Origin of the sequence: Blautia hominis (genome assembly GCA_002270465.1) — a bacterium.
GTDB lineage: Bacteria > Bacillota > Clostridia > Lachnospirales > Lachnospiraceae > Blautia > Blautia hominis.
This window is the reverse complement of record NQOF01000001.1, coordinates 588,253-613,170: the sequence shown is the minus strand read 5'-3', so window position 1 is coordinate 613,170 and position 24,918 is coordinate 588,253. Positions and strand designations below refer to the sequence as shown.

The following is a 24,918-nucleotide window of genomic DNA, read 5'->3' as shown; positions in this document are numbered from 1 at the left end:
AAGAGGAATGTTTCAGGTAGTAAAACGTGATGGGGAGATCGCAGAATTTCGGCTGGATAAAATTGCGGAAGCAGTTAAGAAAGCATTTGATGCAACGGAGAATGAATACAGCAATGATATGCTGGATCTACTGGCACTCCGGGTGACATCAGATTTCCAGAAGAAAATCGTAAAGGGGAAAGTTTCTGTTGAGGATATTCAGGACAGTGTGGAAAATGTACTGATCCAGGCCGGTTACTCTGATGTGGCAAAGTCCTATATCCTGTACAGAAAACAGAGAGAAAAAATCCGCAATATGAAGTCCACGATCCTGGACTACAAAGAGATCGTAAACAGCTATGTGAAGGTGGAGGACTGGAGAGTAAAAGAGAATTCCACAGTAACATACTCCGTGGGAGGACTGATTTTAAGCAACTCCGGTGCGGTGACTGCCAACTACTGGCTGTCTGAGATATACGACACGGAGATTGCGGAGGCGCACAGGAATGCGGATATCCATATCCATGACCTGTCCATGCTGACAGGATACTGTGCCGGCTGGTCCTTAAAACAGCTGATCAAAGAAGGGCTGGGCGGTATCGAAGGCAAGATCACCTCATCCCCGGCCAAGCATCTGAGCGTGCTCTGCAACCAGATGGTGAACTTTCTGGGGATCATGCAGAATGAATGGGCGGGGGCACAGGCTTTCTCTTCCTTTGACACATACCTGGCACCTTTTGTCAAAGCTGACAATTTGAGCTATCCCGAGGTGAAAAAGTGTGTGGAGTCCTTTATCTACGGCGTCAATACACCGAGCCGCTGGGGAACACAGGCACCATTCTCCAATATTACCCTGGACTGGACCGTTCCGGGTGATCTGGCAGAGCTTCCGGCTATTGTAGGCGGCCAGGAAATGCCCTTTAAGTATAAAGACTGCAAAAAAGAGATGGATATGGTAAACAAGGCATTCATCGAGACGATGATCGAGGGAGATGCCAATGGACGTGGTTTCCAGTATCCGATCCCAACTTACTCCATTACCAGGGATTTTGACTGGTCAGATACAGAGAATAATAAGTTATTGTTTGAGATGACCTCAAAATACGGAACACCATATTTTTCAAATTACATAAACAGTGATATGGAGCCAAGTGATGTGCGCAGTATGTGCTGCCGCCTGCGTCTTGACTTAAGAGAGCTGAGAAAGAAAACAGGGGGATTCTTTGGTTCCGGGGAGAGCACCGGGTCTGTGGGTGTTGTGACCATCAACATGCCCAGGATCGCATATCTGGCAGAGGATGAGGAGGATTTCTTCCGCCACCTGGACCATATGATGGATATTTCAGCCCGCTCTCTGAAAATCAAGAGAGATGTCATCACAAAGCTTTTGGATGAAGGTCTCTACCCATACACCAAGAGATACCTGGGGAGCTTTGAGAACCATTTTTCAACCATTGGTCTTCTGGGCATGAACGAAGCCGGCCTAAATGCCAGATGGCTGAAATGTGACATGGCTGATGAGAGGACCCAGGAATTCTCCAAGCGTGTGCTGGACCACATGAGAGAACGTCTGAAAGATTATCAGGAAGAGTACGGCGATTTATACAACCTGGAAGCAACTCCCGCAGAGTCCACTTCCTACCGTCTGGCAAAGCACGACAGAAAGCGCTGGCCGGACATCAAAACAGCAGGAAACGAAGGAGACACTCCGTATTACACCAACAGTTCCCATCTTCCGGTGGACTATACAGCAGATATTTTCGATGCGCTGGATATTCAGGATGAACTGCAGACATTGTACACCTCCGGCACAGTGTTCCATGCGTTCCTGGGAGAAAAGCTGCCTGACTGGAAAGCAGCGGCAGCGCTGGTGAGAAAGATTGCGCAGAATTACCGTCTGCCTTATTATACCCTGTCACCAACTTATTCTGTCTGCAAAGACCATGGCTATCTCTCCGGTGAACATTTTGTATGCCCCAAATGCGGCAAAAAAGCTGAAGTTTACAGCCGGATCACAGGCTATTACCGTCCGGTGCAGAACTGGAACGACGGTAAGAGCCAGGAATACAAGAACCGTACGGTTTACGATATTGCCCATTCTGACTTCAAGGGCAGTACCCCTTCGGTAACAGTGACGGAGCGTGAGATTAGGATGGAGGAAGCAGATGCCGGACAGGTAACGGCAAAATACTTGTTTACTACAGAAACCTGCCCAAACTGTAAGATTGCAAAACAGATGCTGGAAGGCGAGGACTATGAGCTGGTGGATGCGGAAAAGAATCCAGAACTGGCCCGCAAGTTCGGCGTTATGCAGGCTCCCACCCTTATTGTCATCGACGGCGAGGAGACAAAAAAATATGTAAATGCGTCTAATATCCAGAGATATGTAGACGAAGATTAAGAAAAAAGGCCCGGTCTGATCACCGGGTCTTTTGGTGTAAAAAGATGAATTTTTGTTTTTCTTGTCGGAGCGTTTCCGTTGACAATGTAATGATTATTCTCCATAATAGAGGTTAGGAACAGAAAGATTTCTGTCCGCAGCCATCTGCCGGATAGGAGAAAATATGGCAAAAAAGAGCCGGGAATGGGAGGCAAAGTATATGAAATTTGAAGAGTTACTGCTTGACAAAGAACAGGAGGGAAGAGAGGATGGTATGGCAAAAATGTCAAAACTCATCAATCATCTTCTCCAGGACGATCAGGCAGAACAGATACCTCTTATAACGGAAGACCCTGAACTCAGGGACCGGTTATTTAAAAAGTATCATATCTAAATTTTCATCTCTATAAATCTCTTAGCAGAGCCGGGCGGGTACTGCCCACCTGGCGGTCTGCTTCTTAGGAGTAACTGTTTGAAACTTTCACAGTTATGAGTCTATTACATTTATTACAATAATCCCAATTCAGATTAAAATGGCAGAATACCTGCGCCAATCATCTCTCTGTTCCAAACAAGCAGAAAGACAGCCAGGAAAATTCCCGGCTGCCTTCTGCATAAAATATAAGTAAAAGAAAATGCAGGCTTATTTATTCTGGCTCTTTTCGGCTTCAGCCATTTTCATAGCGCGAACCTTCAGAGGCAGACCAAACAATGTGATAAATCCGTCTGCATCGTGATGATCATACAAATCTCCGGTTGTGAAGGATGCCAGTGATTCACTGTACAGGCTGTACGGAGAAGTGGTACCGGCTTTGATAATATTGCCCTTGTACAGTTTAAATCTTACTTCACCTGTCACATACTGCTGGGTGCTTTCCACAAAAGCCTGGATAGCTTCGCGCAGCGGTGTAAACCATTTTCCTTCGTATACGATCTGAGCAAACTGACTGCCCAGTTTTTTCTTTGTCTCCATCGTGTCGCGGTCCAGGATCAGTTCTTCTAACTGGTCATGAGCCTCCATCAGGATGGTTCCGCCCGGTGTCTCGTACACACCGCGGGATTTCATGCCCACAACACGGTTTTCCACAATATCAATGATGCCAATCCCATGTTTTCCGCCCATTGCATTCAGCTCTGTAATGATTTCAGAAACCTTCATGGATTTTCCGTTCAGGCTTGTGGGGATACCTTTTTCAAAGGTCATAGTCACATATTCCCCTTCTTCAGGAGCTTTTTCCGGTGTAACACCGAGAACCAGCAGATCATCATAATTGGGTTCCTGCGCAGGGTCTTCCAGTTCCAGGCCTTCATGGCTGATGTGCCATAAATTACGGTCACGGCTGTAGCTGTGGCTTGCATCAAAAGGAAGGTTGATTCCGTGTGCTTTACAGAATTCAATCTCATCTTCACGTGACTGCATGGTCCATACATCTGTCATACGCCACGGAGCGATGATCTTTAAATCAGGAGCCAGAGCCTTGACGCCCAGTTCAAAACGAATCTGGTCATTTCCTTTACCGGTAGCGCCGTGGCAGACTGCGGTAGCGCCTTCTTTTCTTGCAATCTCAACCAGTTTCTTGGCGATTCCGGGACGAGCCATGGATGTTCCCAGCAGGTATTTGTGCTCATATACAGCACCGGCCTGTACGCAGGGAACAATGTAGTCGTCACAGAATTCGTCAATGATATTTTCAATATATAATTTGGATGCGCCTGATAATTTGGCACGTTCGTCCAGTCCGTCCAGCTCGTTTCCCTGTCCGCAGTCTACACAGCAGCAGATAACTTCATAGTCAAAATTTTCTTTCAGCCACGGAATCAGAGCTGTCGTGTCCAGTCCGCCTGAATATGCTAAGATAACTTTTTCTTTCATAATGAATTCCTCCTGTATTTGCCATTTTCTATGTACCGGGGTATGCCCCGCCTTGAGGTATATTTGGTCTTGTTCTAATAGCTCAGACAAGCTGAACTGTCACGCATCCAGCCATTAAAAATCGCTTCGCGATGAGCTGGATAAAGCTGGCACTACTTTTTCATACGGTCAGCGCAGTAAATGCGCAGACCTGTCTGAACTGTTACGTCTTGTTTTCAAACACACCCTAAAAATTTATTTTGCTATCGACATGCTTTACTATACAACAACTTTTATATTTATGCAATAGAAAAATGAAAAATATGTAAAAAAAATTTCTTGGCATTTTTCTCCGGAAATTATATTTCCTTAATTAATATACAGAATATCACAGAAATAGAACTAAGAAAAATTGGAAAAATATAAAAGAAAAGGCTTGCATATTATACAGAAAAGATGTATGATTATGCAATCGAACAAAACTTTATGCATAATGCCCCGGACAGGATAAAGCTTTACTACACAAAACAACTGGAGTATGATAAAGGCATATACGAAAGAATATAAAGAATATTGGGAAAGGATGTTGAAAAACATGATAAAAGCAGGAATCATCGGAGCAACCGGCTATGCCGGAGGCGAACTTGTCAGATTACTTTTAAATCATAAAGAAGTGGAAATTAAATGGTACGGCTCCAGAAGCTACATAGATAAAAAATACTACGAGGTTTACCAGAACATGTTCAAGCTGGTAGATGACAAATGTATGGATGACAATATGGAAGCCCTGGCTGATGAAGTGGATGTGATCTTCACTGCAACCCCCCAGGGTTTATGTGCGTCTTTAGTGAAGGAGGAAATCCTCTCCAAAGTAAAGATCGTGGATCTGAGTGCGGACTTCCGTTTAAAAGATGTAAAAGTATACGAAGAATGGTACAAGATCCGGCACAAGTCCCCTGAATTTATAGAGGAAGCTGTATACGGTCTTTGCGAACTCAACCGGGAGGATGTAAAAAAGGCACGTTTGGTGGCAAATCCTGGCTGCTACACCACATGCAGCATCCTGACTTGTTATCCCCTGGTAAAAGAGGGGCTGATCCGGCCGGAGACCCTGATCATTGATGCAAAGTCAGGAACATCCGGGGCAGGCAGGGGAGCCAAGATCGACAATCTATACTGTGAAGTGAATGAAAATATCAAAGCATACGGCGTGACGACCCATCGCCACACACCGGAAATAGAAGAGCAGCTTGGGTATGCGGCTGGCAGAGAGTTCTGTCTGAATTTTACCCCTCACCTGGTTCCGATGAACAGGGGAATTCTGGTGACCGCCTATGCTTCCCTGGCTCAGGACGCCGATGAGGATGCCATCCGCGCAGCCTATGAAAAATACTATGGCAGTGAATATTTTATCCGTGTCCTGGATAAAGATGTGTGTCCCCAGACCAAATGGGTGGAGGGCAGCAACTTTGTGGATGTGAATTTTAAGATTGATAAGAGAACAAACCGCGTGATCATGATGGGCGCCATTGACAACCTGGTAAAAGGTGCGGCAGGCCAAGCGGTGCAGAATATGAACCTGATGTTTGGTTTCGAGGAGACAGAGGGCCTGAAGCTGGTGCCCATGTTCCCGTAAGTGACAGGAGGATGCAGAGATGAAAGTTATAAACGGCGGCGTGACCGCAGCAAAGGGATTTCAGGCAGCAGGCATTGCAGCAGGAATCAAAAAGGGAAATGCCAAAGACATGGCTATGATTTACAGTACAGTGCCCTGCATGGCGGCAGGCACTTTCACCACCAATGTGGTAAAAGCAGCCCCAGTAAAATGGGATCAGCAGATCGTATATCATGCACCGGCTGCACAGGCAGTCGTCTGCAACAGCGGGATTGCCAATGCGTGTACAGGGGAAGAGGGATACGGATACTGCAAAAAGACAGCACAGGCGGCAGCGGAGATCCTGGGGATCCCGGAAGATTCTGTGCTGGTGGCATCCACAGGCGTTATCGGGAAACAGCTCCCCATGGATATCCTGGAAGCTGGTGTGAAAAAAATGGTTCCCCTTCTCTCAGAATCTGAGGCAGCGGGCACACTGGCAGCAGAATCCATTATGACCACAGATACGGTAAAGAAAGAAATCGCGGTAGAGACAGAGATAGACGGCAAAAAAGTTACCATTGGCGGTATGTGTAAAGGTTCCGGCATGATCCATCCCAACATGTGTACCATGCTTGGGTTTGTGACCACGGATGTGGATATCAGCAAAGAGCTGCTCCAGGAAGCGCTCAGTGACAGTGTAAAGGATACTTACAACATGGTTTCCGTGGATGGGGACACCTCCACCAATGATACGGTTCTTCTTCTGGCAAACGGTCAGGCGGGTAATGCAGAGATACAGGAAAAAAATGAGGATTACGAAAAATTTGCAGAAGCTCTTGGTTATGTGAATACCTGGCTGGCAAAGCACATTGCAGCGGACGGAGAGGGCGCAACCGCCTTGTTCGAGGTAAAAGTGATCCATGCAGCAAACAAAGAGCAGGCCGTGACCCTGAGCAAGTCTATCATCACCTCAAACCTTACAAAAGCAGCAATTTTCGGACACGATGCCAACTGGGGACGTATCCTGTGTGCCATGGGGTATTCAGGAGCGCAGTTTGATCCGGAGAAAGTGGACTTATACTTTGAGAGTGCAGCGGGCAGTCTGAAAATCATAGAGGACGGCGTGGCAACCGGATACAGCGAGGAGGAAGCAACAAAAATCCTGTCGGAAAAAGAAGTGACCGCTGTGGCGGATATCAAGATGGGAGAGGCATGCGCCACTGCCTGGGGATGTGACCTGACCTATGACTATGTGAAAATAAATGCAGATTACCGCTCATAATAAGATACGAATGGCAGCGGGTGTTCCGTCCGATCAGAAACTACACGTCCGGTGCGGTTTCGGCCGGATGAAGCACCAGGCACCGGATCGTTACAGGAATCGTTAACGGAGGAGAGAAAAAATGGTGAATCAAAAATATTTGGATAAAGCGGAAGTGCTCATAGAGGCACTTCCGTACATACAGCGTTTTAACAGGAAAGTGATCGTAGTAAAATACGGCGGAAGCGCCATGGTGGACGAACAGCTCAAACGAGATGTGATCAAAGATGTAGTGCTTTTAAAGCTGGTTGGTTTTAAACCCATTATTGTCCACGGAGGCGGCAAGGAGATCAGCCGCTGGGTAGGAAAAGTGGGAAAAGAGGCAAAGTTTGTAAACGGCCTCCGTGTCACAGATGACGAGACCATGGAGATCGCAGAGATGGTCCTTGGAAAGGTGAACAAAGAACTGGTAACCCTGGTGCAGTCTCTGGGCGTAAAGGCAGTGGGCATCAGCGGAAAAGACGGCGGCCTTCTGAAGGTCAATAAAAAACTATCCGACGGTCAGGATATCGGCTATGTGGGGGATGTAGAAACCGTGAACCCCAAAATCCTTTATGACCTGCTGGAAAAAGATTTCCTTCCCATTGTGTGCCCTATCGGCCTGGGAGATGACTTTGCCACATACAATATCAATGCGGATGACGCGGCATGTGCCATTGCCTGCTCCATGAAGGCAGAAAAACTGGCGTTTCTCACAGATATTGAAGGTGTATACAGAAACCCGGATGACCCCTCAAGCCTCATATCGGAGCTTTTCGTTAAAGACGCAAAAAATCTCATTGAAAACGGCAATGTAGGCGGCGGCATGATCCCAAAACTGCAGAACTGTATTGATGCCATTGAGGAGGGCGTATCCAGAGTACATATATTAGACGGCAGGATACCACACTGTCTGCTTTTGGAAATCTTCACTAATAAAGGAATCGGAACGGCAATTCTCAGGAAAGGCGAGGGAAAGTATTATCATGAAGACGAATAGTTACGAATATATGGAGCGGGCGGAGCATGTGGTTCTCCACACCTATAACCGTTTTCCTGTTGTCTTGGAAAAAGGGGACGGTGTCCGCCTTTATGATGTGGATGGAAAAGAATACCTGGATTTTGCAGCAGGTATTGCGGTCTTTGCTCTGGGATACAACCATCCGGCATACAATCAGGCATTGAAAGACCAGATAGACAAAGTGATCCACACATCGAATCTGTATTATAATATCCCCATGGTGGAGGCAGCCGAGAAGCTTACAAAGGCATCCGGCCTTGACAAGGCTTTTTTTACCAACAGCGGCACAGAAGCCATTGAGGGTGCCATCAAAGTGGCAAGAAAATATGCCTGGCTGAAGGATAAGAATACAGACCATGAGATCATTGCCATGAGGCATTCCTTCCACGGCAGGAGTCTGGGCGCTTTGTCTGTGACTGGAAATACCCATTATCAGGAACCCTTCAAGCCATTGATCGGCGGCATTAAATTTGCGGATTTCAACGACCTGGAGAGTGTGAAAAGCCAGATCACAGAGAAGACATGCGCTGTTATTATGGAGACAGTCCAGGGGGAGGGCGGTATCTATCCGGCTGAACCGGAATTTTTAAAAGGTGTGCGTGCCCTGTGTGATGAACACGATATCCTGCTGATCCTGGATGAGATCCAGTGCGGCATGGGCCGGACCGGATGTATGTTTGCGTTCCAGGATTACGGTGTGGAGCCGGATGTAATGACAACAGCAAAAGCGCTGGGCTGCGGTGTGCCGGTTGGAGCGTTTGTCCTGAATAAAAAGACCGCAGAGAATTCCCTGGTACCCGGTGACCACGGAACCACCTACGGCGGAAATCCTTTTGCCTGCGCAGCGGTGAGCAAGGTGTTCGACCTGTTTGAGAGCGAGAAGATAACAGAACATGTAAAAGAGGTGTCCGCATATCTGGTAAAGAAACTGGATGCCCTCATGGAGAAATACGATTTCCTGACAGCCAGAAGAGGAAAAGGCCTGATGCAGGGCCTTGTTGTCTCCGGCCGTCCTGTGGGTGAAATTGTGACAAAATCCATAGAAAACGGCCTGCTGGTCATATCAGCGGGAAGTGATGTCCTGCGTCTTGTGCCGCCTCTTGTCATTACGGAACAGGATGTGGATGAAATGATAGAAAAATTAGAGAAAAGTTTGTAACTGTGAGGGTACTGAACAGTTATAAAAGTTTTTAAAAAACGGAGTAAAAACGGACTGTCCAAAAGTGGATAGCCCGTTTTTACATTTCTGAAAAGGACCGCATAAAAACTGCCCTTCGGGACATTCTAGTAAGAAAAAGGATGTGGAGGGATTTTTTATGTGGGGAATTTTAGTTGCGCTTTTGTCAGGTGCACTGATGAGTGTACAGGGAGTTTTCAATACCGCACTGACAAAACAGACCAGCTTATGGGTATCCACCGGATGGGTACAGATATCGGCCTTTCTGGTCTGCATTGCAGCCTGGCTGTTTACAGGGAGAGACAAGATAACGGATTTGGCGAGAGTTGACCACAAATACATTTTATTAGGCGGAGTCATCGGCGCGTTCATAACCGTGACGGTGATCCAGAGCATGTCTTCCCTTGGTCCGGCCCGGGCAGCCATGCTCATTGTGATCGCACAGCTGGCGGTGGCATATCTTATTGAGGTGTTCGGCATTTTCGGCGTGGAAAAAGTCGGGTTTGAGTGGAGAAAACTCATCGGCATGGCAGTGGCCATTGCAGGGATTATTATTTTTAAATGGGAAACAAAGTCATAATGGAAATAAGTGACAAAATTTCAGCGACCGGCAGGAAATCCTGCCGGTAATCTGTAAAATGACAGTCTGAAGAGTACTGTTCCCATCACCTCCTTCTCTCCGGGTGTTATCCTGCGGGAGAAGCTGCAAATCAACAGTTGAAAAATCGTATAGCCTAGATTAAAATAAAAGAAAGTAGAAACTCTGGAAAAAAACACCATGTAATTGCGAGATATATCAGGGAGAAAAATGAGGGAAGAAAATGTCATATAACAAGGCTATGCTGGCACAATGGAACAAGAAGACAGTGCTGGAAATGATTCGTACACAGGGTCCTATCAACAAAGCGGAGATCGCAAGAAAGGCAGAGCTGAGTATTCCCACTGTAATGAAGATCACAGAGGAGTTTGAACGGACGAATCTGGTGAAAACTATCGGAAAAGGTGAATCAACAGGAGGAAAAAGACCTGATTTACTGGAATTCGTTTCAAACGCCTATTACATAACAGGAATAGATATTGGCCGCCATTACGTAAAGATCGTGATTATCGATATGGCGGCTGTCATTATGTCAAGGGAGTGCTTTCCCACCACGGAGGAGGATATCAAACAGCCGGAGCAGTTCCTGGAGAAGATAGCGGACCGTGTGGAGGCACTGATAACAAAAAGCGGGATATCCCCCAAACGCTTCATGGGAATTGGGATCGGTATGCCGGGGATTCTGGATTACAAGAGTGGAGATGTGATCTTCTCGCCTGATTTTAACTGGGTAAATGTACCCCTTCTGCGTATTTTTCAAAAACGTCTTTCAGATTACCGGATCATCCTGGAAAACGCCAACCGTGCTCTGGCGCTTGGTGAGTACACCTACGGTGCTGCAAAAAATGCGGAATACATACTGTGCATAAACCTGGGGTATGGAATAGGAGCAGCTATTATTGAAGGCGGGGAGCTTCTCTATGGAAAAAGCGGTACCTGCGGAGAATTCGGACATATGATCATGGAACCGGACGGACCCCTCTGTGACTGCGGCAACCGGGGGTGTCTGGAAGCTCTGGCATCGGGCAATGCCATCGCAAAACGAATGGAGGGGTATATAAAGGAGGGGAAGCAGAGCCTGGCCGGCAGAATGGCATCCGAACATGGGAAGATAGAGGCGGAGACCGTATTTGAGGCTGCCAGGGCAGGCGATATCCTGAGCCGGCAGATCATAGAGGAGGCCATGGAATATGTGGGCATTGCCATAGCAAGCAGTATTAATCTGCTGGACCCGGATATGATCATCCTGGCCGGCGGCCTGACAAAGTCACAGGATTTATTTTTGGGAATGTTGTATGAGACAGTAGAGAAGTATAAAATGAAATATTCGGGAAAAAATGTATCCATCAAGGTGGGAACCCTGGGGGAATACGCCACTGCCATAGGTGCGGCCACTATGCTGATCAGGCTGCTTATAGAAAAGGGCGGAGAACTTTGACAGATAGATAGCTGCCGTGAAGTCTTTTCATGACTTTTACGGCAGCTTTTTTCACTGTTACCATGGTACCCAGCCGGCTCTGGAAACTTCATGGTAAAATGCACAAAAAAGTGTTGACAACAGAAAAGCAGTACGTTATAATTCACATATAAAGTTAGTTAAGTTAATTAAGTAACTGCGGTGTTGTTAGAATTCCTTGTCGAGTAAAATGAAATAAATTGACAATTTGTCTAATAATAGCATAACTATTTTTTTTATCCAGTTAGTTAGTTAAATTAAGTAAGTTAATGAGGAGCAGAAAAGAGTGAAATATGATAAGTTTGCAATGGCACAGATGAACAGGAGCATGGTCTTTGATCTGATCAGAAGAAAAGGTCCCATCAGCCGTGCGGAGATTGCCCGGACCATTGGCCTCAGTATTCCCACCGTGATGAAGATAACAGAAGAATTTTCTCAAAAGCAGTTTGTGCAGGATGTGGGAAAAGGGGAATCCAGCGGCGGGAAGCGGCCTGAGTTACTGGAGCTGGTGCCTGACTCAAAGTATATAATCGGAGTAGGGGTGGGGCGCAGCAAAACCAATGTGCTGCTGATGAATCTGGCCGGTGAGGTATTTATCCGTGAGATCATGGAGACCGGGGGCACGGCAGTGCCTGAGGTGTGGATATCCAGGCTGATTCAGGTGATAGAAAATGTAATACGCGAAAGCGGCCTGCCGGAAAAAAGGATCTTAGGGATGGGGATCGGTATGCCGGGGATCTTAGATGAGGACAGCGGAAAGGTCCTGTTTTCCCCTGATTTCAAATGGGAGAATGTGGATATGTTAACCCCGATCCGGGAGCGGTTTAAGATGGATATTACCATTGAGAACGCCAACCGGGCATTGGCTATGGGAGAGTATTACTTCGGAGCTGGCGTGGATTCCAGAAACTTTTTAGTCGTGAATCTGGGGCATGGTATCGGTTCCGCCATAATGCGGGAAGGTGGATTTTACCGGGGGAGTTCCGGAAGCAGCGGAGAGATCGGACATATTATCCTGGAGAAAAACGGACCGAAATGCAACTGCGGAAACCGGGGATGCCTGGAGGCCATTGCATCCGGAAACGCCATTGCCAGAGATGCCAAGATAGCCGTGCTGGAAGGGAATGCATCCAAAATAATGGAATTGGTAGGCGGGGATATCAACCGGATCGAGGCGAAGACCGTGTTTGAAGCGGCACGTCTGGGTGACCAAACGGCGATCCGGATAACAGAACGTGCCATGCAGTATATTGGAATTGGGCTGGCGAATTATATTAATCTGCTGGATCCGGACCTGATCATCCTATTTGGGGGTCTGACCAATGCAGGTGATATATTTTTAAAGAAAATAAAGGAAGTGCTTCGGGAGAGGCAGATGAAATTTGCAGGAAGGCAGGTGAAACTGGTTATTTCTCAGATGGGTGAGAACGGCACCGCGGTCGGATCCGCATCCCTGGTGCTGAAGAAGTTTATAAAATACGGGAATTAGATCCGGTAAAAAAAAAGCCCTTTGGGGGTACAGCAAAAATAATGGAGGTATGGATCATGAGTAAAGGAATGAGAAAGAAAATCGCAGTGCTTTTGACAGCAGCCATAGCGGCAGCCGGACTTTCTGCCTGCGGCGGAAACGGGTCTGACAACAGCAGCGGGGGACAAGACACGGAAAGCAAGGCAGGGACAAGCAAAGAGGAGACAAAAACCGATTCTGAAAAAGACGGGGGCGGAGAAGACATTACCATCCGCCTGCTCACAAGGATGTCTGGTGCTGACAGCGGAACCAAGCTGAAAGAGGAGGTCATCAAAGAGTTTCAGGAGAAATACCCGGATATTACCATTCAGGATGAGAGCACCAATGACAGCAACAGCTTTACAAACCAGTTCAAGACAGATATTGCATCCGGGAATGTGGCAGATATTATCCAGTGGCCGGGTATCAGTATCATGAAAGAATATGCAGACACAGGTGTTTTTTTGGACCTGACAGATTTGATCGCAGAGACACCGGATATCAAAGACAATGTGGATCCCACACTTCTTGATATGATGGAGCTGTCTTCCGTGGGAACTGAGGGAACGTATGCGCTGCCTATTAACAACCAGATGGAAGTTTTCTATTACAACAAAGAGCTGTTCCAAAAAGCAGGCATTGAGAAAACGCCGGAAACCTGGGATGAATTCTATGATGTCTGTGATAAACTTAAAGAATCAGGAGTCACACCATGGGTGGTGGGAGCTTCAAATGCATGGCGTGTTGTACATATCCAGACCGGACTGCTCTATAAAATGTGCGGAGTGGAAAAAGCGAAAGAACTGGGCGGAAGAAAAGCCAAATGGACAGATGAAGATGTGGTGGAGACCATTGCGTTTATTCAGGATCTGGCAGACAGGGGAATCTTTGGGGAAGATTACCTGGGACTTGATTATGAGACAGAAAAAGCCATGTTTGTAAACGGTCAGACTGCCATGTCATTTGACGGAAGCTGGAGGATCGCGGAACTGACAGATATGGAAGACAATGTGGGCGTATTCCGCATGCCGTATCTTACAGACAAAGAGGAGTTTAAGGACAATGACATTGCATATCCGTCGCAGCTGGAACTGGGCGGACACCTGAAAGATGAGCCTGAGAAACTGAAATATGTGTGGGAGCTGGCAAGTATGTTTGCCGGCAAAGAAACCCAGCAGAGATATGCGTATGACTGCGGCAATATTCCGGTCAGAAATGATGTGGAGCTGGAAGCAGACAAGATGAGCCCGCTCCTTTCGGATTTGCTGGAGATAAAGGAAAATGAAGTAAAGGTATGGGGCAGCGATGCGTGGGCATACGATACGGTGGCAGTATTGGAAGATATTGTGGGGGAAGCATTTATCGGTGCGCTTACCGGAATGACGGCAGAGGATGCGGCTGAACAGATTCAGAGCCGGTTGGAAGCAGCCAGTACAGGACAATAACCGGGAGTTATTTTAGGCCGCTGCAGCCTGATCTGCAGCGGCCTTTTCAAAAAAAAGAGGTAACTGTTCAGTACCCTCACAGTTACAGGCAAAGATCCATGCAGAATCGCCTTTGGCGATAGGATTTTTGCTTGGCCGTGGTACACTTTCTTACGGTCAGCGCAGTGAATGCGCAGACCTACTGAATAGTTACAAAAGGAGGCACAGCAATGGAGAGAATAAGAAGGAATAAAAAAGCAGTGTTATGTTTTCTGCTTCCCGGATTCCTTTTGTATACAGTACTTTTAATGGTTCCTATTGGCGGTTCCCTGGTTATGTCCTTTTTTAAGTGGAACGGAATCAAAAATGTTCCCATGGTGTTTGTGGGATTCAATAATTTCAAGGCAGTCATTACAGATGCCATGTTCTGGCATTCCATCAAGAATATTATGTGGTTCATGGTGCTGACATTGTGTACCCAGCTTCCCATAGGACTTCTGCTTGCAGTTATGCTCAGTGAACGGTTCCGGGGATATCGTTTTTTTAAGTTCGCTTATTTTGTACCCCAGGTATTGTCCACAACGGTTATCGGTCTTTTGTGGTATTTTATACTGATGCCCACAGGAGTTCTGAATACCATGCTTCAGGGAATAGGCCTTGGGAGCCTGGTGAAAAGCTGGCTGGTGGATAAAAATACAGCAATGACCACCATCATCCTGGTTAATGCATGGTGCGGCATCGGATTCCATATGACGGTCAGCTATGCCGCCATTTCAGGAATCCCGGATGATGTGGTGGAGGCAGCGAAACTGGATGGGGCAGTGGGGCTGAAAAAAGTGTTCCAAATTATTATCCCAATGATATGGGAGTCTATTATTTCAAGCATTGTGGTGATTGTAACGGCTGTCCTGAAAACCTTTGACCTGGTTTATGTTATGACAGAAGGAGGACCTAACGGCCTGACTGACGTGCCCAGCACCCTGCTTTACAAAGAAGCCTTTCGGTATAATGACTTTGGAAAGGCATCGGTCATTGGCGTTTATATATTTATTCTGAGTATTATATTTACTGTCATTAGTCTCCGTATCACAAAACGGGAACGGCTGGAGTATTAAGGAGGAGAAAAATGAATGATCACACAAGAAAAATAACAAAAAAGATCCTATTATACCTGGTCTCCCTTTTTTTCCTTTTTATTTTCATCTATCCCCTGTATTTCGTAGTGATCTCATCAGTGAAGACAAATACTGAGATTTTCACTTCGCCCTTCCAATTTCCTACGGAATTTCATTTTGAAAACTATAAAACAGCTATTGAAATTGGAAATATAGGGAGACAGTTTTTAAACAGCATGTTTTTGGCAATTGTGACACTGGCACTTACGGCGCTGGCTGCAAGCATGGTTTCCTTTGCGATCTCACGTCTTCGTTTTAAGGGTCAGGGAGCTGTGAGGGTTTATTTCGTCATGGGAATGATGGTACCGATCCAGAGTATTATCGTACCTTTGGCCTGGGCAATCAATAATTTTAATATCAGGGATAATTATCTGATCCTGATCTTACTTTTCACTGCTTCCCATATGCCGCTGGCAACCTTTATCATAACAGGTTCCATGAACAGCCTTCCCACCTCCTTAGAGGAAGCGGCCATCATTGACGGATGCAGTATATACAAGGTATTTTCAAGGATCGTACTGCCCCTTGTAAAACCGGCCATCGCCACAGTGGGCATATTTGTATTTATGTATACATGGAATGACCTTCTGGTTTCCATGGTATTTATCGGCAAGGCGGAGCTGAGAACCATTTCCGTGGGGCTGCTGAATTTTGTGGGGGCCAGAAAAAGTGATTACGGCGCACTGATGGCAGCAATCTTTATAGCCATTCTGCCGCCCCTCACCATGTATCTGGTATTGCAGGAAAATGTGGTGAAAGGCCTGACGAGCGGAGCTAATAAATAAAAAGGAGGTAACTGTTCAGTACCCTTACAGTTACAGGCAAAATCCGTGCAAAATCGCCTTTGGCGATGGGATTTTTGCTTGGCCGTGGTACACTTTCTTACGGTCAGCGCAGTGAATGCGCAGACCTACTGAATAGTTACAAAAGGAGAATTAATTTATGGGAATAAAAGTAAAAGACTGGAAAGAACTGACGGATTACCGGACACCGGACTGGATGAAAAAGGCAAAATTTGGCATTTACACGCACTGGGGCGTTTACAGTGTGCCGGCGTTTGGTCCCAATGTTTCCTGGTATCCGTACAAGATGTATCAGGAGGGGAGCGACCAGTTTGCCTACCACTGCAGACAGTTCGGACACCCTTCCAAAGTGGGATATAAAGATTTGATCCCCATGTTCACCGGGGAAAAGTTTGACGCTTTGGAATGGGCTCAATTGTTTAAAAAAGCAGGTGCCAGATTTGCCGGTCCTGTGGCGGAGCACCATGATGGTTTCAGCATGTGGGACAGCCGTGTCAATGAATGGAATGCAGCAGCCATGGGACCGAAAAGGGATGTGGTAGGGGAACTGGAAAAAGCAGTGCGGGATCAGGGCATGCACTTTATGACGGCTTTCCACCATGCAGAAAACTGGAAATTTTATCCCCACTGGGTAAAGGAATATGATACCTCAGACCCCAGATATGCAGGCCTGTACGGGGATGCACATAACATGGACTGGGGTTCTGAAAAAAGATATATGCCGGAACCCATCCGCTGGTCGAATACTATGGATGGTGCCATAGACAGCCTGTGGATGGCGCAGGACCTTCCAAGTGCGGCCTTTCATGAAAAATGGTTTATAAAGCTGAAAGAAGTGATAGATGCATACCGGCCGGATTACATATGGTTTGATTTCGGGCTGGCCTTTATCAATGAGTATTACCAGAGAAAATTTCTCACCTACTACAGGGAGAGGGCTGAGAAAAACGGTCAGGAAACAGCAGTTTCTTATAAGTGGAACCATCTGCCGGTTGGAGCCGGGCTGATTGACCTGGAACAGGGAAGATTTGCGGAAGCCACATACCATGACTGGATCACAGACACTACTGTGGATGCAGGGGAAGCCTGGGGATATATGCAGGACGCAGAGTACAAATCAGCCAAATCCCTGATTCATTATCTGCTGGACAATGTAAGTAAAAATGGGTATCTGCTTTTAAATGTGGGGCCAAGACCGGATGGAACGATCCCGGAGGAAGCCAGAAAAGTTCTACTGGAAATGGGAGAATGGCTGGCTGAAAACGGGGAGGCGGTCTATGATACCACGCCCTGGCGCGCAGCAGAGGAGGGGCCTACCAAAATGACTGGTTCCGGTGCTTTTTGCGAGATGGATGAAGTGGAATATACACCGAGAGACATCCGATATACCATGAGAGATGAATATATCTATGCATCTGCCTTGGGAAGGATCAGAGACCAGGTGGAGCTGCACCATATATTTCCCATGGTCTATAAAGAGGAAATCGAAAGCATAACCGTTTTAGGTGACGGACAGCCCCTTACATGGAGCAAAAAAGGTGATGTTCTTCTTATTGACACGGCAAAAGCCAGAAAAAATGATATTGCTACTGTCCTGAAGATCAAGAGAAAGAATATTTATGGGTGATAGGGGGGCGCATATGAAGAAAAAGTTTGCATATGAGCAGACCACAAAGATTATTTTCGGCAGCGGCAGTATTGCAGAGCTTCCGGATCTGGCTGCGGGCCTGGGTGAGAGAATCCTTCTGGTCACCGGCAGTAAAAAATCTTCCAGACAGCAATTATATGACAGCGTAACACAGCAGCTTAGGAGCAGGGGACTTACGGTCTTTCATTTCGATAAAGTAGTACAAAACCCTACCACGGAATGTGTGGAGAAGGGAACCTCAATTGCCCAAAAAGAAGGATGCCAGGCAGTGATCGGTCTTGGGGGCGGTTCTGTCATGGATACGGCAAAAGCCATTGCAGTGACAGCTGCAAACGGAGGCAGGGCGTGGGACTACCTGTTCTTTAAAAATCCCCAGCCTAAAAAGACTCTGCCTGTGATCGCCGTGCCCACAACTGCAGGCACGGGCTCACAGGTCACACAGGTAGCGGTCATGACAGAGACAAAGACCTGTACCAAGAGTGCTGTTTTTAATAATCTGATTTATCCCCGTATAGCGCTGATCGACCCGGAACTGACAGCGTCTATGCCTGCCCATATTACAGCTTCCACCGGGTTTGATGCATTTTGCCACTGCTTTGAAAGCTATATTCATGTCAAAGCATCACCATATACGGACATGATCGCGCTTGAGGGCATAAGGTATGCTGTGCAATATCTGAGAAGGGCAGTAAAAAACGGAGAGGACATGGAAGCCAGGGAAGGAATGGCCTGGGCAGATACATGCGGAGGCCTTGCTATCGCCAATGCAGGTGTAACCCTTCCTCACGGTGTAGGCATGATGATCAGCGGCCATTGTCCTCAGATCATGCATGGGGAGTCCCTGGCTTTAACATACCCATCCTTTTTACAGTTCACCTGCCCGGCAGCAGAGAAAAAATTTGCAGATGTGGGCCGTATCTTTCAGCCGTCCCTGAGAGACGCAGAGGATTCCAGAGCGGCAAGGGAGTGCTGCAGGGAAATAGAAAATCTGATGAAAGATATCGGAATGTGGCTGAATTTCCGCCAATTTGATGTCACATATGATATAATTAGAAAAATAGCAGATAGGGGACATGAACTGCCTGACTATCAGGCGAACCCCAGAATTGCGGATATTGAAGAAATCTACAGAGAGTTAAAGGAGGGATATGACCGTGTCTGAAAGATCAGCAAATTATCTGAATAAACTTTTTGGACTTGAAGGTAAAACAGCCGTTGTAACAGGCGGAAACAGGGGAATCGGCCAGGTAGTGGCCAGAGGGCTGGCGAATGCGGGAGCTGAGGTTGTTATAATAAGCCGCTCAGGAGGAGCAGAAACGGTGAAACTCATCCGGGAGGACGGAAGCAGAGCCTATGATATCAAGGCGGATGTGACAGATGAGAAGAGTGTGGAGCAGGCAGTGGAAGAGATTGAAAAGAGAAGCGGCGGCATCCACGTACTGTTCAACAATGCGGGAATCTGTATCCACAAAAGTACCTTTGAGGCCAGCATAGAGGAATTCAGGCGTGTGGTTGATGTAAACCTGACCGGGGAGTACATTATGGCACGGAGCGCTGCCCGCCTTATGGTGCAGAAAAACATACACGGAAGCATTATCAATATGGCATCCATGTCGGGAACGATCGTGAATATCCCCCAGTGGCAGGCTTCCTACAACGCCTCCAAGGCAGGGGTGATACATCTGACAAAATCCCTGGCTTTGGAATGGATTCCCTATGGAATCCGGGTAAACAGTTTAAGCCCGGGATACATCTCCACCCCCATGTCCGTAGACACACCCCTGGAACTGAAGGACGCGTGGAAAGGAATGATGCCTTACGGCAGAATGGGCACACCGGAGGAACTTATCGGGGCGGTATTGTACCTGGCCGGGGATTCCTCCTCCTATACGACCGGAACCGACCTGATTGTGGACGGTGCCTATGTCTGCCAATAGTAACCGTTCAGACAGGTGTAACGGTTCAGCTTGTCTGAACTGTCACGGTCAATAGTATTTACGCAGGTTTTGTCGAACACATTTTCTTGCATTTTTTCCATGCCCTGTTATAATGTTTCTTAAAGAAAGTCGCATAGATGGAAGGGGTCAGTATATGAGTGAAACCAGCTATTCGGTTTCTGAGACGGCAAAACTTTTGGACGTGCAGTCCCATGTCCTGCGCTTTTGGGAAGATGAACTGCACCTGCCGATCAACAGAAACGAAATGGGACACAGATACTACACCCGATATGATATCCAGGTACTCCTGGCTATTAAAGAACTGAAGAAAAAGGGACTTGCATTAAAAGAAATCGGCAGCCTGATTCCCTTTTTATATAAGGATGAGGAAAATAAGAAAAAAACAGCCGAACAGCCCCAGCAAAAACAAGCAGAACCAACCGAGCAGAAAAAGGAATTGCCCGCAGCCAGAAAAAACAGAAAAGCATCCCGGAAAAAGAACAGGGCAGTTCAGAACCATAATCCTGTGCAGGAGAAAAGCAAAGCAGCGGCAGGCAGAACGCAGCAGCAGGCAGCACAGGCTTTCCTGGAACCGGACAACCAGGTTCCGGCTGAGTTTATGGAAATCTTGGACAGGCTGGTAAAAGAGAGGATGCGGACCCTGCATTCAGGGGAAGAACGTTATAAAAAGCTGGATGAGAGGATTAGGATCTGCCAGAAGTCGCGCAGGGAAGTGGCAGCAGCCATGGAACAGGAGCGGCAGAAGAATAAAAAATTATTTAAGAAAAAGAGATAATAAAAAAAACACAAACCTGCAGTGAAACAGGTTTGTGTTTTTTGTTATTAAGCCTCTACGATTGCTTCTGTAGGACATGCTTCTGCGCAAGTTCCGCAGTCAACACATTTGTCAGGATCGATAACGTATTTGTCATCGCCCTGGGAGATAGCTTCAGATGGGCATTCTCCTTCGCAAGTTCCACAGCTTACGCATTCGTCTGTAATTACATATGCCATACTTAAAATCCTCCTTTTATAATTTCTGAACCATACCTTATCTTGCCCCGCGCCTGCGCGGCGGCAAATTCGGAACATCCGTTGGTATAAGATTCAGCTCTTACGCATATTCTAATATATTTGGTATTAGAATACAAGTCTTTATTTCTAAACAATCCGTGAATTATTACTGCCAAAAGACAAGCCCGCAAACAGGAACCGGAACCGTTACACTGAATTTTAAGAAGAAAAAGAAAACCGGAGAAAAACAGTTGAATATAGGAGAAAAAGAGTTTATAATAGTACACAGTACGAAAAAAGGAGGAAACTATCATGACAATTTCCAAAGATATGACAATCGGCGAATTACTCCGTGTGGATGAAAATATTGTTCCGATTCTGATGAGAGCCGGTATGCACTGCATCGGCTGTCCTTCCGCTCAGGGCGAAAGCCTGGAAGAAGCTGCTATGGTTCATGGAATTGACGCAGATGTATTAGCTGCTCAGATCAACGATTTCCTGGCAGATAAATAATGAAATGATAGAAACCACGCTCTGCGAGTTTTTATTATCATGAATGAAAAGCCCCGGCGGTTCCTTTCATAAGGAAACCGCCGGGGCTTTTTTACCAGCATCCGGTCATAGGGCTGCTAATTTCTGTAGTGCTTTATCTGCAATGATGCGTTCGCTGTGCTCCTGCAGATAGGCTTCGCCTGCCTGTGAGAAAGCACTGCCGCTTCCATACTCGGAGAGCATGTTGCAGACCTTATTGAAATCGGATGGGGAGTTATCCGACTGGTGAACAACCAGTTCATATTCCCCTGAGGCACTGTCCTTGTATAAGGAGTTAGCACCCTGGAAGAAGTTGTTCAGTCCGCGGGCTGCGCGTATCACGCCGTCCAGGTCCTGAAAACGGTACTGCCGTATGAGGCGGACCGGAACTTCCGGTGTCTCGGTTGGTGCAGGGGTTTTCACTCCTTTTTTCTTGGCTGCATTTTTTGCTTTGGCCTCGTAAATTTTCTGGAATACGTCGATGATATCATCGGCCCCTTCAAACTCTAAAGGCGGCTGTGTATTGTCTCCTGCAGGTCCTCCGAATGGCGTAAACTTGGAAAAACGTGTGTCCAGTTCCTCCGGGTCTTCCACCTTGGTAATGATCAGGATAATGCTTTCCGAAGAAACCGGAATCGCCTCGATCATGAGCGGTATATTATCGGCCTCAAAGCCGAATTCATAGTTTGCCTGCTGCATCATATCACGGAACAGGTCTTTGGCCTTATCCGTACCATAAGCCAGTTCACTTAAACGAATCTGACGGTCTTCCAAATCAGCCTTTGTGAGCGTGCAACGTATCTGGTTGTCATTGATTTTTTCTATCTTCATTTTATCACATCCTGTCTATCTGTCGGTTCTGCCGCTTGGCAAAACAAAGATGCTGGTATCTCACTTATATTATATACTATGAAACGCCGGTATGTAAAGCGCTTCATACTTTTTTCATATATGTGGAAAAAATTAAAAATATGATAAAAATGCGAAATAATTACATAAAACACCTTGCTAAGACAAATTCATCTATGATATAATGGTTTCCACAGACAAAGAAGGTGCGCTGTAAAATATTTTACAGAAGGGAGTGATGATTTCCCGCAGGCCTTCATCAAGGACAATTTTCTAAGTTTTCATTTCAGGCGGCATCTGACCGCAGGCAGAGAGTACATTCTGTACGATTTGCATGATCCCATGTGACAGAACACACAGACTATGGATATTTTTTTATTATGGGGATTACAGTGCCTTTCTTTATCTGTAATATTGGAACCGCGTTTCAAGAAGAAAGGAGAGGGCAGAGGTATAATATATCACGAACTCCTGTCCACAGCAAACATGAAGAAAGACAAGGAAACTTCAGCACTCCGATGTGAGCTGGAAACTTACCGGCGCCAGGGAATCCCCCTTTTGCTGAATGGCAGTCCCAGCACACCGGAAGAGATTGAACAGGCATGTAGTATTGCAGAGGAAGGTGTCTATATGCGGGACTATGTGCAGAATGAGAGAGGGGAGGTTGAAAGACTGCAGTTTGATTTCGTAAAAAACGAGTAAGCCATACCATGAACCTGTGATATTTGCGTTCCCAGTATGTATAACAGGGGCCGGAACAGGGAAATCCCCGGGTTTTTGAGGGGATTTCCCCAGTCCGGCTGTAAGGTTTTTCCTTATTTCCTACTATTAAAAAAATATAAATTGTCGAAGAAAGTAATGACGAACGGAAAAAGTATGTTATAATGGTTGAGAAATGCGAGAAAAAATAAGGAGTTAAAATATGAGTCAAAAAAAGAGAAGGCGGAGGCGGAGAAGGAACAGCAATGCCCTTATGGTGCTGGTAGTTGTCCTTCTTATAGTAGTGGTTGCAGCCGTGGGAGTGCTGACTGCGGCCATTAAGAGACATACACCTTCCGATACAAGAATGGATCTGAACACATACTATGGATTGGAGAAAGAGGATGATGTAGCCTTGGTGCTCCAGAATACAGTAAGTGAAACGAAGGGTAAGTGGATGGACGGACGTGTCTATCTGGATTATGACACTGTGTCAAATGTGCTGGGAGGGCGTTTTTACTGGGAAGCGGACAGCAGCCAGATGCTTTACACCACACCGAATGAGATTTTGGCGATAGCACCGGAAAGTACAGCTTATACTGTGAACGGTGAAAATAAAGACGAAGGCTATAAGATCATCCGTCAGACAGAGGATAAGATTTATCTGGCGCTTGATTTTATTCAGAAATATATGAAGATCACCAGTACGGTGACAGAAAGCCCGAACAAGGCGGTGATCCGTTATGAGTGGGGCAGTGAAAAAGTTGTAAAGGCAAAAGAAGATACCGTGCTCCGTTACCGGGGCGGCATTAAGAGCGATATCCTGACCGATGTGGCAAAGGGAACGGAACTGACGCTCATAGAAGAGCTGGATAATTGGTCCCAGGTAGCAACTGCGGACGGTTTCAATGGCTATGTGGCAAAAGAGGACCTGGAGGCACCCACAGAGAAAGAAGTGGCGTATGAGGGCAGTTATCAGGAGGATTTTACAAGCCTGACAAGAGACCATAAAATCAATCTTGCCTGGCATCAGGTCACATCCGAGGATGCCAACGCCGGACTTGCACAGACATTGGAGAACATTACAGGTATTAATGTGATCTCACCCACTTGGTTTTCTGTGACAGGGGCAGAAGGAACCATTTCCTCCCTTGCCAGTGCCGATTATGTAAATCTGGCCCATGAAAAGGGGCTGGAAGTCTGGGGACTGATTGATAATTTCAACAAAGATGTAAGCACTCTGGACACGCTGTCAAACCGCACATCCAGAGAACATCTCATTCAGAAACTCATAGAAGAGGCGAAAAGAGTAGGGCTGGACGGTATTAATGTGGATTTCGAGACACTGACACAGGAGGAAGCACCGCATTTTATCCAGTTTATCCGTGAGCTGTCCATATCCTGTCGGAAAAATAACTTAGTGTTGTCCATAGACAATCCGGTTCCACAGTTCACATCCTTTTATAATAGGAAGGAACAGGGAATTGTGGCAGATTATGTCATTATCATGGGATACGATGAGCACACAGACGGAACGGAGAGTGCAGGTTCTGTTGCCTCCCTGCCTTTTGTGGAGGAGGGGATCCAGCAGACCTTAAAGGAAGTGCCGAAGAATAAAATCATCAACGGAGTTCCCTTCTATACAAGACTTTGGTTTACCGACAAGGCAGGCACTGTGACCAGCGAGATCATGGGCATGGACCAGGCAAGCAAAATAGTCACGGAGATGGGAATGGAAATGTATTGGAACAAAGAGGTTTCACAGAACTATGCGGAACTTTCTACGGACAATGGTTTATATCAGATGTGGCTGGAGGATGAGCAGTCACTGGACGCCAAGATGCAGTTGATACAGAAGTATGAGCTGGGAGGCGTGGCAGAATGGAAACTGGGATTTGAGAGGGCTGATGTATGGAATACGATCAGTCAGTACCTGCAGTAGAAGCTGGAAACAGCAGGATGTGATCTAGA

The 24,918-nt window shown here is 46.6% G+C and carries 22 protein-coding genes; 19 read left to right on the top strand and 3 right to left on the bottom strand.

The features are described 5' to 3' along the window. Positions 1-7: 7 nt before the first annotated feature. The gene (locus CI595_RS02905; protein ID WP_095171500.1) at positions 8-2,380 is read left to right on the top strand and encodes a ribonucleoside triphosphate reductase; all 2,373 of its coding nucleotides are present in this window, start codon (positions 8-10) and stop codon (positions 2,378-2,380) included. Positions 2,381-2,543: 163 nt separating this feature from the next. After that, complete coding sequence (locus CI595_RS02900) at positions 2,544-2,753, top strand: hypothetical protein (protein ID WP_187143991.1); 210 nt, start codon at positions 2,544-2,546, stop codon at positions 2,751-2,753. A gap of 249 nt (positions 2,754-3,002) precedes the next feature. Here CI595_RS02900 and CI595_RS02895 read toward each other — a convergent pair whose 3' ends face one another. Continuing rightward, on the bottom strand, positions 3,003-4,232 hold the full coding sequence (locus CI595_RS02895) for an argininosuccinate synthase (protein ID WP_095171498.1): 1,230 nt from the start codon (positions 4,230-4,232) through the stop codon (positions 3,003-3,005). 574 nt (positions 4,233-4,806) lie between these two features. On the opposite strand from CI595_RS02895, the gene argC reads away from it, so the two are divergent. The 14 genes from argC to CI595_RS02825 all read left to right on the top strand — a co-directional run bounded on the left by argC (position 4,807) and on the right by CI595_RS02825 (position 20,650). Then, positions 4,807-5,847: an N-acetyl-gamma-glutamyl-phosphate reductase gene (argC, locus tag CI595_RS02890; protein WP_095172357.1), complete on the top strand. Its 1,041-nt coding sequence runs from the start codon at positions 4,807-4,809 to the stop codon at positions 5,845-5,847. A 19-nt stretch (positions 5,848-5,866) separates the two neighbouring features. Further along, entirely contained in the window at positions 5,867-7,090 is a 1,224-nt protein-coding gene (argJ, locus tag CI595_RS02885) for a bifunctional glutamate N-acetyltransferase/amino-acid acetyltransferase ArgJ (RefSeq protein WP_095171495.1), read from the top strand. Between the two features lie 121 nt (positions 7,091-7,211). Next, positions 7,212-8,108, top strand: a complete 897-nt coding sequence (gene argB / locus CI595_RS02880) for an acetylglutamate kinase (protein ID WP_095171492.1) — start codon at positions 7,212-7,214, stop codon at positions 8,106-8,108. Further along, entirely contained in the window at positions 8,095-9,288 is a 1,194-nt protein-coding gene (locus tag CI595_RS02875) for an aspartate aminotransferase family protein (protein ID WP_095171490.1), read from the top strand. Before argB ends, CI595_RS02875 begins: the two co-directional genes overlap by 14 nt. Before the next feature lie 157 nt (positions 9,289-9,445). Then, positions 9,446-9,886 carry a DMT family transporter gene (locus tag CI595_RS02870; RefSeq protein ID WP_095171488.1) on the top strand — a complete coding sequence of 147 codons (441 nt, stop codon included), beginning with the start codon at positions 9,446-9,448 and terminating at the stop codon, positions 9,884-9,886. Positions 9,887-10,127: 241 nt separating this feature from the next. After that, positions 10,128-11,342: an ROK family transcriptional regulator gene (locus CI595_RS02865; protein WP_243135085.1), complete on the top strand. Its 1,215-nt coding sequence runs from the start codon at positions 10,128-10,130 to the stop codon at positions 11,340-11,342. 304 nt (positions 11,343-11,646) lie between these two features. After that, positions 11,647-12,849 (top strand): ROK family transcriptional regulator, encoded by a 1,203-nt coding sequence (locus tag CI595_RS02860; RefSeq protein ID WP_095171485.1) that lies wholly within the window; start codon positions 11,647-11,649, stop codon positions 12,847-12,849. Positions 12,850-12,905: 56 nt separating this feature from the next. Next, positions 12,906-14,312: an extracellular solute-binding protein gene (locus tag CI595_RS02855; RefSeq protein ID WP_095171483.1), complete on the top strand. Its 1,407-nt coding sequence runs from the start codon at positions 12,906-12,908 to the stop codon at positions 14,310-14,312. A 209-nt stretch (positions 14,313-14,521) separates the two neighbouring features. After that, a complete protein-coding gene (locus CI595_RS02850; protein ID WP_095171481.1) occupies positions 14,522-15,406 on the top strand; it encodes a carbohydrate ABC transporter permease in 885 nt (294 codons plus the stop codon). An 11-nt stretch (positions 15,407-15,417) separates the two neighbouring features. Continuing rightward, positions 15,418-16,251, top strand: a complete 834-nt coding sequence (locus CI595_RS02845) for a carbohydrate ABC transporter permease (protein WP_095171479.1) — start codon at positions 15,418-15,420, stop codon at positions 16,249-16,251. Positions 16,252-16,408: 157 nt separating this feature from the next. After that, on the top strand, positions 16,409-17,896 hold the full coding sequence (locus CI595_RS02840; RefSeq protein WP_095171477.1) for an alpha-L-fucosidase: 1,488 nt from the start codon (positions 16,409-16,411) through the stop codon (positions 17,894-17,896). Positions 17,897-17,909: 13 nt separating this feature from the next. After that, positions 17,910-19,079 carry an iron-containing alcohol dehydrogenase gene (locus CI595_RS02835; protein WP_095171475.1) on the top strand — a complete coding sequence of 390 codons (1,170 nt, stop codon included), beginning with the start codon at positions 17,910-17,912 and terminating at the stop codon, positions 19,077-19,079. Continuing rightward, positions 19,072-19,854: an SDR family oxidoreductase gene (locus CI595_RS02830; RefSeq protein WP_243135084.1), complete on the top strand. Its 783-nt coding sequence runs from the start codon at positions 19,072-19,074 to the stop codon at positions 19,852-19,854. Before CI595_RS02835 ends, CI595_RS02830 begins: the two co-directional genes overlap by 8 nt. A gap of 154 nt (positions 19,855-20,008) precedes the next feature. Then, a complete protein-coding gene (locus CI595_RS02825) occupies positions 20,009-20,650 on the top strand; it encodes a helix-turn-helix domain-containing protein (RefSeq protein WP_095171470.1) in 642 nt (213 codons plus the stop codon). Positions 20,651-20,697: 47 nt separating this feature from the next. On the opposite strand, the gene CI595_RS02820 is transcribed toward CI595_RS02825, so the two are convergent. Then, positions 20,698-20,868, bottom strand: a complete 171-nt coding sequence (locus tag CI595_RS02820; RefSeq protein ID WP_095171468.1) for a 4Fe-4S ferredoxin — start codon at positions 20,866-20,868, stop codon at positions 20,698-20,700. 312 nt (positions 20,869-21,180) lie between these two features. On the opposite strand from CI595_RS02820, the gene CI595_RS02810 reads away from it, so the two are divergent. Further along, on the top strand, positions 21,181-21,381 hold the full coding sequence (locus tag CI595_RS02810) for a DUF1858 domain-containing protein (RefSeq protein WP_018593741.1): 201 nt from the start codon (positions 21,181-21,183) through the stop codon (positions 21,379-21,381). 105 nt (positions 21,382-21,486) lie between these two features. Here the strand turns inward: CI595_RS02810 and CI595_RS02805 are convergent, their stop codons facing one another. Further along, positions 21,487-22,230, bottom strand: coding sequence for an adaptor protein MecA (locus CI595_RS02805; RefSeq protein WP_095171463.1), 744 nt, complete (start codon positions 22,228-22,230; stop codon positions 21,487-21,489). 504 nt (positions 22,231-22,734) lie between these two features. On the opposite strand from CI595_RS02805, the gene CI595_RS02800 reads away from it, so the two are divergent. Next, positions 22,735-22,950 (top strand): hypothetical protein, encoded by a 216-nt coding sequence (locus CI595_RS02800; protein ID WP_095172355.1) that lies wholly within the window; start codon positions 22,735-22,737, stop codon positions 22,948-22,950. A 220-nt stretch (positions 22,951-23,170) separates the two neighbouring features. Next, positions 23,171-24,889: a glycosyl hydrolase family 18 protein gene (locus CI595_RS02795; RefSeq protein WP_095171461.1), complete on the top strand. Its 1,719-nt coding sequence runs from the start codon at positions 23,171-23,173 to the stop codon at positions 24,887-24,889. The last annotated feature ends 29 nt before the right edge of the window (positions 24,890-24,918 follow it).